The sequence below is a fragment of the Rhizobium terricola genome (assembly GCF_012927355.1).
Lineage (GTDB): Bacteria > Pseudomonadota > Alphaproteobacteria > Rhizobiales > Rhizobiaceae > Allorhizobium > Allorhizobium terricola.
In genome coordinates, this window is sequence record NZ_JABBGK010000002.1 from 1,038,962 (window position 1) to 1,050,571 (window position 11,610).

Sequence of the window (11,610 nt, forward strand, 5' to 3'; positions counted from 1 at the left end):
ATGAGTACCTATGTCATCGCCTACATGGCGAGCGCCATCATCTTCTTCGGCCTCGACTATCTGTGGCTCTCCCGCATCGCGATAGGCTTCTATCGCCGCCATCTCGGCGAGCTTTTGCTCGCGACACCGAACTTTACCGCGGCGGGGCTCTTCTATCTCTTCTACATCGCCGGGATCGTCTATTTTGCTGTCCTTCCCGCTGTCTCGTCGGGCAGCCTGCTGACGGCCGCAATCGGCGGTGCCCTGCTCGGGCTGCTCGCCTACGGTACCTATGACATGACCAATCTGGCGACGCTCAGGGGCTGGCCCATCCCGGTCGTGATTGTCGACATGGCCTGGGGCTGCTTTCTCACGGGGGCCGCCGCCGCAGCCGGCTATCTGGCCGTCACGCGTATCGCCGGCTAAGCCTCTGGCATGCGACGGGCGCGCGCCCTATCTGTTTTGCCATGACGATAAGGCCCGAAGCCCTTCTCCACCCGACAGCCGAGGGGCTCTACTGCCCGTTCGGAAAGTTTCACGTCGATCCGGTGCGACCGGTCGAGCGGGCCCTCATCACGCACGGACATTCCGACCATGCACGCCCCGGCCATGGCCATGTGCTGGCGACCCGGCAGACACTCGACATCATGCGGCTTCGTTGCGGGCCCGAATTCGCAGGTAGCACGCAGGCAGTCGCCTACGGGGAAAAGATCGCGATCGAGGGAACCGATGTGTGTTTCCACCCGGCCGGGCATGTGCTGGGATCGGCTCAGATCTCAATCGAGCGAGACGGCATGCGGATCGTCGTCTCGGGCGACTACAAGCGCAGCGCAGACCCGACCTGCACGCCGTTCGAACCGGTCGGATGCGACGTCTTCATCACCGAGGCGACCTTCGGCCTGCCGGTCTTCCATCATCCCTCTCCGTCCATCGAGATTGGCAAGCTTCTCGCATCGCTTCGGCAATTTCCAGAGCGAAGCCACCTGGTCGGTGCCTATGCGCTCGGCAAGGCGCAGCGGGTGATATCGCTGCTGCGTCACGCCGGCTACGACCGGCCGATCTACATCCACGGCGCGCTTTCCCGGCTCTGCGACTATTATGAAAGCGAGGGCGTCATGCTCGGCGATCTGCGGCCGGCGACAGGCGAAGATCCGGACGCGCGCGATTTTCGCGGCGCCGTCGTTGTCGGCCCGCCTTCGGCCTTCAACGATCGTTGGGCACGCCGTTTCTCCGAACCGCTCTCCGTCTTCGCGTCCGGCTGGATGATGGTCCGCCAGCGCGCCAAGCAACGGGGCGTCGAGTTGCCGCTGGTGATTTCCGATCATTGCGACTGGCCCGAACTGACGACCACCATTTCCGAGCTTTCGCCCGGCCAGGTCTGGGTCACGCATGGCAGGGAAGAGGCTCTGGTCCGCTGGTGCGAACTGCAGGGCATCGCCGCACGGCCGCTCCATCTGGTCGGCTATGAGGACGAGGGGGACTGACGGCGCATGAAGGCCTTTTCCGACCTGCTCGATCGCCTCGTGCTCACGCCCAGCCGCAACGGCAAGCTGACCTTGCTCGTCGACTATTTCCGCACGACACCGGACCCCGATCGCGGCTACGGGCTGGCCGCGATCGCCGACACGCTGGATATCGGCGTGGTGAAGCCGGCGGTGCTGCGCGAACTCGCGCTGGAGCGGATGGACGAAGTGTTGTTCCGCTATTCCTACGACTATGTGGGCGACCTTGCGGAAACCATCTCGCTGGTCTGGGACGGCGATCGTGAACAGGCCTCCCCGGCGCTCCCGCAACCAAGGCTTTCCGAGGTCGTGGAGAAGATGCAGTCGCTCGGGCGTACAGAGGTGCGCGGGGCTGTGCGGACACTGCTCGACCGGCTCGATCCCTCCGGTCGGTTCGCCTTCCTGAAACTCGTCACCGGCGGCTTGCGCATCGGGGTTTCGGCCCGGCTTGCCAAGCAGGCTCTCTCCATTCTCGGCGAGAAGGAGATCACAGAAATCGAGACGCTGTGGCACGGCCTGTCGCCGCCCTATGAGGCGCTCTTTGCCTGGCTCGAAGGGCGACAGGAGAAACCGATACTGGCAACGCCCGCCATCTTTCATTCGGTCATGCTGTCGACCCCGGTCGGCGACAACGATCTCGACAGCCTCGATCCGGCCGACTTTGCCGCCGAGTGGAAATGGGACGGCATTCGCGTCCAGCTTTCCTCGTCGGCAAGCCGCACGAGGCTATACTCACGATCCGGCGACGATATTTCCGGCGCCTTTCCGGACATCATCGAGGCGGCAAACTTCGAAGGGGTGATCGACGGCGAACTGCTGATCGGCGGGACGATGCGCTCCAACGAGCCGACCCGCAGCTTCTCCGACCTGCAGCAGAGGCTGAACCGCAAGACCGTTTCGTCGCGCATGCTTGCCGACTATCCGGCGATCCTGCGGGCCTATGACATCCTGTTCGACAGCGTGGAGGACGTGCGAGGCGAAGCCTTTGTCGACCGGCGGGCACGGCTTAGCCGCCTGATCGACGACGCGCCGCCCTCGCGATTCGATCTTTCACCGCTCGTGCCCTTCTCCGAGTGGAGCGAACTCGACAGGCTGCGCCGCAATCCTCCCGACCCGGTGATCGAGGGGGTGATGATCAAGCGTCGGGACAGCAGCTACCTGGCGGGCCGCGCCAAAGGCCCGTGGTTCAAGTGGAAGCGGGATCCGCTCAACGCCGATGCGGTGCTGATGTATGCCCAGCGCGGCCATGGAAAGCGCTCGAGCTATTATTCCGACTTCACGTTCGGCGTCTGGACAAGCATCGATGGCAGGGACGTGCTGGTTCCGGTCGGAAAGGCCTATTTCGGTTTCACCGACGCCGAACTCGACATTCTCGACAAGTTTGTCCGCAACAACACCGTGGATCGCTTCGGGCCGGTCAGGGCGCTGAGAGCGGAACCCGATCATGGCTTCGTGGTCGAGGTCGCCTTCGAGGGTATCAGCCGCTCGAGCCGCCACAAGTCCGGAGTCGCGATGCGCTTCCCACGGATCGCCAGGCTTCGCCAGGACAAGCTTCCGCGCGAGGCCGATCGACTCGAAACGCTGACCGCGCTCATCGACTGACACGCGCCCGTCGGCAATTCTTCATCTGTATAATTTATGTGCATTTTGTTGGCGGCACATTTTCTAGGCAAAACGCTTGCCAAGCTTTTCGCACTGCGGCATCAATAGGCTATGATGCATCCCGACCTCACCATTCTCGTGATCGATGAGAACGCCATTCGCGCGTCCATCATCGAGGAGGGATTGCGGGATGCCGGGCATACCCATGTAACCGTCGTGCACGAAGTCTTCGGAATCGCCCGGATCATCGAGAACCTGAAGCCGGATGTCGTGATCATCGACATCGAGAACCCGAACCGGGACCAGATGGAGCATCTCTTCCAACTGACCCGTTCGGTCAGCCGGCCGATTGCCATGTTCGTCGACCGCTCGGACACCGCCTCGATCGAAGCCGCGGTCGATGCCGGGGTCTCGGCCTATATCGTCGACGGACTGAAGAAGGAGCGGGTGAAGCCGATCCTCGACATGGCTGTCAGCCGGTTCAACGCCTTCAGCCGCCTGCAACGCGAACTGGCGGACGCCCGCAATGCGCTAGAGGAGCGGAAGGTGATCGAACGCGCCAAGGGTATCCTCATGAAGATGCGCGGCCTTCCGGAAGAAGAGGCTTTCGCGCTTCTGCGCCAGACGGCGATGAACGAGAAGAAGAAGCTGTCCGACATCGCCCAGAGCGTGGTGACGGCAGCAGGACTGCTGATGTGATGCGGACCGAAGGCAGGATCGCGTCCGGAGGAGCCGGAGTGAATGACATGACGCAACCGATTTCAGTCGGAGCGAACCTGGCCACGCCGGGATTGGGCAAGGGCGGCACGCCGAAGGTTTTGCGGACGGGCTTCATACCACTGATGGACGCCTCCGTCCTGATTGCCGCCGCAGAATTCGGCTTTGCGGCCCGCGAAGGGCTGACGCTCGACCTCGTGCGCGACGTCTCCTGGGCCAATGTGCGCGACCGGCTTGCCTTTCGCCAGTTCGACATCGCCCATATGCTGTCGCCGATGCCGGTCGCCTCGATGCTCGGCCTGGGCTCCAACCCATCGCCGACGATCACGCCATTTTCCTTGGGTCGCGGCGGCAACGCCATCACCCTGTCCGTGCGGCTCTTCGACCGGATGCGGCAGGCGGCCGGTCTCGCAGAAACCGCAAGCGCACTGGACAATGCACGGGCACTGGCGACGGTCCTTGCCGACATGAAGACGCGCGGCGAAGCGCCGCCGACCTTCGGCATGACCTATCCCTTTTCGTCGCACAACTACGAATTCCGCTATTGGCTGGCAGCTGGAGGGATCAATCCCGACCGCGACGTCAAGCTGGTGGTAGTGCCGCCGCCACTGACCTCCGATGCGCTGGCCGCCGGCGCCATCGATGGCTTCTGCGTCGGCGCCCCATGGAACATGGTCGCCTCGGCACGAGGCGTCGGTCGCATCGTCGCGGCGAAGCAGGACATCTGGCCATCCGCCCCGGAAAAGGTTCTCGGCATGCGGCCGGACTGGGCCGGCGACCATCCGGACACCGTTTGCCGGCTGATCGTTGCCCTTGATGCCGCTGCGCGCTGGTGCGACGATCCCGCCAATCATGACGCACTGGCCGACGTGCTGGCGGATCCCCGCTACATTGCGGCGCCGGTCGACATCATCCGCCACGTGCTCGCCGGCGAGTTCAACCTGGATGCCAGGGGCAACAGGCGCATCATTCCCGACTATTTCGTCTTCCACCGTCATGCGGCAAATTTCCCGCGGACCAACCACGCGCTCTGGATCTACAGCCAGATGATACGCTGGGGACAGACCGCCTTCAGCCCGGCCGGCCAGAAGGCAGCGGCCTCCGCCTACCGGCCCGACCTCTACCGGCTGGCGCTTGGCGCAGACCGGGCGCCAGCCGATGATTTCGGCCTGGAGGGAAACACGGCCGACGACCGTTTCATGGACGGACTTGTCTTCGATCCGAGCACCATCGAAGATTATGTCGGACGCTTTCCCGTGCGGGCGCCGCGCCTCGAAATTGCGCCCGACGAAGACGCCTGAACCGCCGCACTGCACAATCCGGCGGCGCGACATGGTCACGAGGCAGTGCAGCCGCACAAAGTTTCATCATCAAAGCGAACTGCCATCGAAGGCGGCAAAATCCGTCGAGGCAGATTTTAGTCCATCAAAATCAATAGGATAAAAATTCACCTCGAAACTGGCATGCTGATTGCAGGAAATTATACGCCCCGGTCAACGGCGACCTGAAGGCAAATGAGCGCTCCGAGAGCGCGCTTCATCATAGACATCGACGTCGCAAGGTTTTTGCTGTCCGGACACCTCCCGTCCGAAAGACACGAACTCCATGCGGCGTTTTTTTCGTTTTCGGGTTCCGTCAATCCGCAAGGGGTCAGACACATGACAAAGATCATCGAACAAGGCATCAGCCGCCGCAGCCTGCTCAAGACCACCGCAACCGCCGCCCTCGTCGGCGCCATCAAGACCGCCTTCCCGTCCGGCGCCTTCGCCGCCTCGGCCGGCCCGGAAGTCACGGGCCTCAAGCTCGGCTTCATCGCGCTGACCGACGCGGCCCCGCTGATCATCGCCAAGGAAAAGGGCCTGTTCGACAAGTATGGCCTGACCGGGGTCGAGGTGCTGAAGCAGGCCTCCTGGGGCGCCACCCGCGACAATCTCGTGCTCGGCGGCGAGGCGAACGGCATTGACGGCGCGCATATCCTGACCCCGATGCCGTATCTGATCTCCACCGGCAAGGTGACGCAGAACAACGTGCCTGTGCCGATGTCGATCATCGCCCGGCTCAACCTCGACAGCCAGGGCATTTCGGTCGCCAAAGAATACGCCGAAACCGGCGTGCAGCTCGACGCTTCGAAGCTCAAGGATGCCTTCGCCGCCAAGAAGGCGGCCGGAAACGAGATCAAGGTCGCCATGACCTTCCCCGGTGGCACCCACGACCTCTGGATCCGCTACTGGCTGGCCGCCGGCGGCATCGATCCCGACAAGGATGTCTCGACCATCGTGGTTCCGCCGCCGCAGATGGTCGCCAACATGAAGGTCGGCAACATGGACGCCTTCTGTGTCGGCGAACCGTGGAACGAGCAACTCGTCAACCAGGGCATCGGCTTTACCGCCTGCACCACCGGCGAACTGTGGAAGGGCCATCCAGAAAAGGCGCTCGGCCTGCGCACCGACTGGATCGAGAAGAACCCGAATGCGGCCAAGGCCCTGATGATGGCCGTGATGGAAGCTCAGATCTGGGCCGATAGCATGGACAACAAGGAAGAGATGTCGGCGATCCTCGGCAAGCGCCAGTGGTTCAACGTACCGCCGAAGGATGTGGCGGGCCGCCTCAAGGGCACGATCAACTACGGCAATGACCGAGTCGTCGAGAATTCCGGGCTGGAGATGAAGTTCTGGAAGGACCACGCTTCCTATCCCTTCAAGAGCCACGACGCCTGGTTCCTCACCGAAAACATCCGCTGGGGCAAGTTCGCTCCCGACACCGACATCAAGGCGCTGGTCGACAAGGTCAACCGCGAGGACATCTGGCGGGCCGCCGCCGCCGATCTCGGCATCGCCGCCGACATCCCGGCTTCCTCGTCGCGTGGCGTCGAGACCTTCTTCGACGGCAAGGTCTTCGATCCGGAAAATCCGAAGGCCTATCTCGACAGCCTGTCGATCAAGGCCGGCGCGTAAAACGCCGGGCACGATCATGGCCCCTCATCCGCCTACCGGCACCTTCTCCCCGTGAACGGGGAGAAGGAACCCGCCGCAGCCGTTCCATCCCCTCTCCCCGCCTGCGGGAAGAGGGCCAGGGTGAGGGGGCAAATGCTCCACGACAACGAACACGACTCGAAAGAGGATCAAACCATGACCGCAACAGTCCGCAAGGCAGACCAGACGGCGACACCGACAGCGGTGGCCCACAAGGCGTCCAACAGAGGCGGAACCGTCGTCGTGATGACGCAGCGACCTGCCCGCAGGCTCGGCACGCAGCGCATCGTGACACTTGTCTGTCGTAACGTCCTGCCGCCTCTGTTCGTGCTCGTCGCTTTGATCGGCATCTGGCAGCTGGCCTGTTCCGGTCCCGGCGCGACCCTGCCGCCACCCTCCCAGGTCTGGATCGACAGCTACGACCTGATCGCTTTTCCCTTCTTCGACTATGGCTCGCAGGATATCGGCCTTGCCTGGCGCGTGCTGACCTCGCTGCAACGTGTGGCAATTGGCTTCGGCCTTGCAGCCATCGTCGGCGTCTTCCTCGGCGCCGTGGTTGGCCAGTCGGTCTGGGCCATGCGTGGGCTCGATCCGATCTTCCAGATCCTGCGCACCGTGCCGCCGCTCGCCTGGCTGCCGCTGTCGCTGGCAGCATTCCAGAATTCCAATCCCTCGGCGATCTTCGTGATCTTCATCACCTCGATCTGGCCTGTGATCATCAACACCGCCGTCGGTGTGCGTAACATTCCGGACGACTACCGCAACATCGCCCGGGTGCTGCGCCTCAATCCGCTGGAATTCTTCATCCGCATCATGGTGCCCGCCGCCGCCCCCTACATCTTCACCGGTCTGCGCATCGGCATCGGCCTGTCCTGGCTCGCCATCGTGGCGGCGGAAATGCTGACCGGCGGCGTCGGCATCGGCTTCTTCATCTGGGATGCCTGGAACTCCTCGCGTCTCTCCGACATCATCGTGGCGCTCGCTTACATCGGCGTGACCGGCTTCGTCCTCGACAAGCTCGTCGCCCTCCTCGGCAGTGTCATCACCCGCGGCACCGCGAAGAACTGAGGAGACGGACCCATGAGCGCCTATCTCAAGATCGACCATATCGACAAAAGCTTCGAACGCGGCGGCCAGACGACCGAGGTTCTGAAGGACGTGACGCTGACCATCGACAAGGGTGAATTCGTATCGATCATCGGCCATTCCGGCTGCGGCAAGTCCACCCTGCTCAACCTGATCGCCGGCCTGACGAAGGTCTCGTCGGGTGCCGTCCTGCTCGAAAACGTCGAGGTCAACGCCCCCGGCCCGGAACGCGCCGTCGTTTTCCAGAACCACTCGCTTCTGCCTTGGCTGACCGTCTATGAAAACGTCAACCTCGCCGTGTCCAAGGTCTTCGCCAACAGGAAGAGCAAGGCGGAAAAGCATGACTGGGTGATGCGCAATCTGGATCTCGTCCAGATGGGCCATGCCACGGACAAGCGCCCGGCGGAAATCTCCGGCGGCATGAAGCAGCGCGTCGGCATCGCCCGGGCGCTCGCCATGGAACCGAAGATCCTGCTGCTCGACGAGCCCTTCGGCGCCCTCGACGCACTGACCCGCGCCCATCTGCAGGATGCGGTGATGGAGATCCATGCCCGCCTCGGCAATACGATGATCATGATCACCCATGACGTCGACGAGGCCGTGCTGCTCTCCGACCGCATCGTCATGATGACCAATGGTCCGGCCGCGCGCATCGGCGAAGTGCTGGACGTCCCGATCCCGCGTCCGCGCGACCGCATCGCGCTCGCCGCCGACCGCACCTACCTCAAATCCCGCGAAGCTGTGCTGAAGTTCCTCTACGAACGTCACCGCTTCGTTGAAGCCGCGGAGTAACCGACATGGCGCAGAAACTCGTAATCATCGGCAATGGAATGGCGCCCGGCCGCATGCTGGAGGAACTGTTCGAAAAGGCCCCCGGCCTTTACGACGTCACGATCTTCAACGCCGAGCCGCGCGTCAACTACGACCGCATCATGCTCTCGCCGGTGCTGTCCGGCGAAAAATCCTATGAAGACATCGTCATCCACAATGACGACTGGTACGCCGCCTATGGCGTGACCCTGCACAAGGGCGCGAAGGTCACGGAGATCGACCGTCATGCCAGGACCGTCACTTCGGCCAATGGCATCACCGTTTCCTACGACAAGCTGGTCATCGCCACCGGCTCGCTGCCCTTCATCATTCCGGTTCCCGGCCATCAGCTGCCCGGCGTTCTGCCTTATCGCGATCTCGACGACGTCGACAACATGCTGAGGATCGCTGAAGGCAAGGGCCGCGCAATCGTCATCGGCGCCGGTCTCCTGGGTCTGGAAGCGGCCTACGGCCTGAAGCGCCAGGGCATGGACGTCACCGTCATCCACCTGATGCCGACCATCATGGAGCGTCAGCTCGATCCGGCCGCCGCCTATCTTCTGGAAAAGGCACTGGGCGAACGCGGTATCGACATCATCACCAAGGCCAACACCAAGCAGATCCTCGGGAACGACAAGGTCGAGGGCATCGAGCTGGAAGGCGGTCGTGTGATCGAGGGCGACATGGTGGTCATGGCCGTCGGTATCCGTCCGGCCTCGGCGCTCGCCAAGGAGGCTGGCATCGCCGTCAATCGCGGCATTGTCGTCGACGACGGCATGATGACCTCCGACCCGAATGTCTTTGCGCTCGGCGAATGCGCCGAGCATCGCGGCACCTGCTACGGCCTCGTCGCCCCGCTCTATGAGGCCGCCCGCGTGCTCGCCGATCGGCTGACCGGCGGCCATGCCGAATATCATGGCTCCGTCGTCAACACGAAGCTCAAGGTCACCGGCATTAATCTGTTTTCCGCCGGCGATTTCGCCGAGGCCCCGGACCGGCAGGAAATCGTGCTGCGCGATGCCTCGGCCGGCGTCTACAAGCGCCTCGTGCTGAAGGACAATCGCATCATCGGCGCCGTGCTTTACGGCGAAACCGCCGATGGCTCGTGGTTCTTCGACCTGATGAAGAAGGGCACCGACATCGCCGAGATGCGCGACACCCTGATCTTCGGCCAGTCCTACCAGGGAGGGTCTCCGCTGGACCCTATGGCGGCCGTTGCAGCCTTGCCGGATGATGCGGAGATCTGTGGCTGCAACGGCGTTTGCAAGGGCAAGATCGTCTCGACCATCACGGGCAAGGGCCTGACCGCGCTCGACGGCGTGCGCGCCCACACCAAGGCATCCGCCTCCTGCGGCAACTGCACGGGCCTGGTCGAACAGCTGATGGCGCTCACCCTCGGCGACGCCTACAACCCGGCCGCCGTCACGCCGATGTGCGCCTGCACCGAGCTTGGCCATGACGACGTGCGCCGCCTGATCAAGGCCAAGGGTCTGAAGACCATTCCGGCCGTCATGCAGGAACTGGAATGGAAGACCTCCTGCGGCTGCGCCAAGTGCCGTCCGGCGCTCAACTACTACCTTGTCTGCGACTGGCCGGATGAATATGCCGACGATTACCAGTCGCGCTACATCAACGAACGCGTCCACGCCAATATCCAGAAGGACGGCACCTATTCCGTCGTACCGCGCATGTGGGGCGGCGTCACCAACGCGGCCGAACTGCGCGCCATCGCCGATGTCGTCGACAAGTTCGAGATCCCCATGGTCAAGGTCACCGGCGGCCAGCGCATCGACCTGCTCGGCATCGAGAAGGAAGACCTGCCCGCCGTCTGGGCCGATCTCGGCAAGGCCGGCTTCGTCTCCGGCCAGGCCTATGCCAAGGGACTTAGGACCGTGAAGACCTGCGTCGGCCAGCAATGGTGCCGGTTCGGTACGCAGGATTCGACCGGGCTCGGCATCCGCATCGAGAAATTCATGTGGGGTTCGTGGACGCCGGCCAAGCTCAAGCTCGCCGTCTCCGGCTGCCCGCGCAACTGCGCCGAGGCGACCTGCAAGGACATCGGCGTCGTCTGTGTGGATTCCGGCTTCGAGATCCATTTCGCCGGCGCCGCCGGTCTCGACATCAAGGGCACGGAAGTGCTCGGCCTCGTGAAGACCGAGGACGAGGCGCTGGAGGTAATCGTGGCGCTGACCCAGATGTACCGCGAGCAGGCCCGCTATCTCGAGCGCATCTACAAATGGGCCAAACGCATCGGCAAGGACGAGATCCGCCGGCAGGTGCTCGATGATCTCGACAAGCGCAAGGGCTACTACGACCGCTTCGTCTTCAGCCAGTCCTTTGCCCAGGTCGACCCGTGGTCGGAGCGCGTTTCGGGCAAGGACAAGCACGAGTTCAATCCCATGGCGACGGTCGGCTATTCGGCGGCGGCGGAATAGTCCCTTCTCCCCTCTTGCGGGGAGAAGGTGCCCGAAGGGCGGATGAGGGGCCACATTGTATTGCCCCTCACCCTAGCCCTCTCCCCGCAAGCGAGGAGAGGGGACAGGAACAACAAGGAGTATCCCCATGAACTGGATCGCCATCGGCCATATCGACGACATTCCGCTGCGCGGAGCACGCTGCGTGAAGACGCCTGAGGGCAAGATTGCCGTGTTCCGCACGGCCGAAAACGAGGTCTTCGCCATCGAGGACCACTGCCCGCACAAGGGCGGCCCGCTCTCCCAGGGTATCGTCCACGGCAAGGCCGTGACCTGCCCGCTGCACAACTGGGTCATTTCGCTCGAAAGCGGCGAGGCGCTCGGCGCCGACGAGGGCGAGGTCCGCACCATCCCGGTCCGCAACATCGACGGCCAGCTGTCGATCGCGCTGGAAAGCATGCTGGTCGCGGCGGAATGATGCGATGATGACCGCGGCCCGGATACCCCCCTCTGCCCCACAGGCATTCA

General features: G+C 63.3%; 10 protein-coding genes. All 10 read left to right on the forward strand.

Annotated elements, in window-relative coordinates; all coding sequences use genetic code 11:
* The 10 genes from HHL25_RS14870 to nirD all read left to right on the forward strand — a co-directional run bounded on the left by HHL25_RS14870 (position 1) and on the right by nirD (position 11,560).
* On the forward strand, positions 1-405 hold the full coding sequence (locus tag HHL25_RS14870) for a DUF2177 family protein (protein ID WP_169592573.1): 405 nt from the start codon (positions 1-3) through the stop codon (positions 403-405).
* 41 nt (positions 406-446) lie between these two features.
* The gene (locus HHL25_RS14875) at positions 447-1,463 is read left to right on the forward strand and encodes a ligase-associated DNA damage response exonuclease (protein WP_205927836.1); all 1,017 of its coding nucleotides are present in this window, start codon (positions 447-449) and stop codon (positions 1,461-1,463) included.
* Between the two features lie 6 nt (positions 1,464-1,469).
* Positions 1,470-3,083, forward strand: a complete 1,614-nt coding sequence (locus HHL25_RS14880; protein WP_169592575.1) for a cisplatin damage response ATP-dependent DNA ligase — start codon at positions 1,470-1,472, stop codon at positions 3,081-3,083.
* A gap of 111 nt (positions 3,084-3,194) precedes the next feature.
* A complete protein-coding gene (locus HHL25_RS14885) occupies positions 3,195-3,782 on the forward strand; it encodes an ANTAR domain-containing response regulator (protein ID WP_169592579.1) in 588 nt (195 codons plus the stop codon).
* Positions 3,783-3,829: 47 nt separating this feature from the next.
* Entirely contained in the window at positions 3,830-5,101 is a 1,272-nt protein-coding gene (locus tag HHL25_RS14890) for a CmpA/NrtA family ABC transporter substrate-binding protein (protein ID WP_169592584.1), read from the forward strand.
* Between the two features lie 357 nt (positions 5,102-5,458).
* Complete coding sequence (locus HHL25_RS14895; protein WP_169592587.1) at positions 5,459-6,754, forward strand: ABC transporter substrate-binding protein; 1,296 nt, start codon at positions 5,459-5,461, stop codon at positions 6,752-6,754.
* Between the two features lie 174 nt (positions 6,755-6,928).
* The gene (gene ntrB / locus HHL25_RS14900; protein WP_169592591.1) at positions 6,929-7,840 is read left to right on the forward strand and encodes a nitrate ABC transporter permease; all 912 of its coding nucleotides are present in this window, start codon (positions 6,929-6,931) and stop codon (positions 7,838-7,840) included.
* A 12-nt stretch (positions 7,841-7,852) separates the two neighbouring features.
* Positions 7,853-8,650 (forward strand): ABC transporter ATP-binding protein, encoded by a 798-nt coding sequence (locus HHL25_RS14905; protein ID WP_169592594.1) that lies wholly within the window; start codon positions 7,853-7,855, stop codon positions 8,648-8,650.
* A gap of 5 nt (positions 8,651-8,655) precedes the next feature.
* A complete protein-coding gene (nirB, locus tag HHL25_RS14910; RefSeq protein WP_169592599.1) occupies positions 8,656-11,103 on the forward strand; it encodes a nitrite reductase large subunit NirB in 2,448 nt (815 codons plus the stop codon).
* A gap of 127 nt (positions 11,104-11,230) precedes the next feature.
* Complete coding sequence (nirD, locus tag HHL25_RS14915; RefSeq protein ID WP_169592602.1) at positions 11,231-11,560, forward strand: nitrite reductase small subunit NirD; 330 nt, start codon at positions 11,231-11,233, stop codon at positions 11,558-11,560.
* Positions 11,561-11,610: the final 50 nt, after the last annotated feature.

What these genes read in the sequence shown, in the direction of transcription:
- HHL25_RS14885 (WP_169592579.1), top strand. Translation starts at nt 3,195, where the DNA reads ATGATGCATCCCGACCTCACCATTCTCGTGATCGATGAGAACGCCATT.
- HHL25_RS14870 (WP_169592573.1), top strand. Translation starts at nt 1, where the DNA reads ATGAGTACCTATGTCATCGCCTACATGGCGAGCGCCATCATCTTCTTC.
- HHL25_RS14890 (WP_169592584.1), top strand. Translation starts at nt 3,830, where the DNA reads ATGACGCAACCGATTTCAGTCGGAGCGAACCTGGCCACGCCGGGATTG.
- HHL25_RS14905 (WP_169592594.1), top strand. Translation starts at nt 7,853, where the DNA reads ATGAGCGCCTATCTCAAGATCGACCATATCGACAAAAGCTTCGAACGC.
- ntrB (WP_169592591.1), top strand. Translation starts at nt 6,929, where the DNA reads ATGACCGCAACAGTCCGCAAGGCAGACCAGACGGCGACACCGACAGCG.
- HHL25_RS14895 (WP_169592587.1), top strand. Translation starts at nt 5,459, where the DNA reads ATGACAAAGATCATCGAACAAGGCATCAGCCGCCGCAGCCTGCTCAAG.
- nirB (WP_169592599.1), top strand. Translation starts at nt 8,656, where the DNA reads ATGGCGCAGAAACTCGTAATCATCGGCAATGGAATGGCGCCCGGCCGC.
- HHL25_RS14880 (WP_169592575.1), top strand. Translation starts at nt 1,470, where the DNA reads ATGAAGGCCTTTTCCGACCTGCTCGATCGCCTCGTGCTCACGCCCAGC.
- HHL25_RS14875 (WP_205927836.1), top strand. Translation starts at nt 447, where the DNA reads ATGACGATAAGGCCCGAAGCCCTTCTCCACCCGACAGCCGAGGGGCTC.
- nirD (WP_169592602.1), top strand. Translation starts at nt 11,231, where the DNA reads ATGAACTGGATCGCCATCGGCCATATCGACGACATTCCGCTGCGCGGA.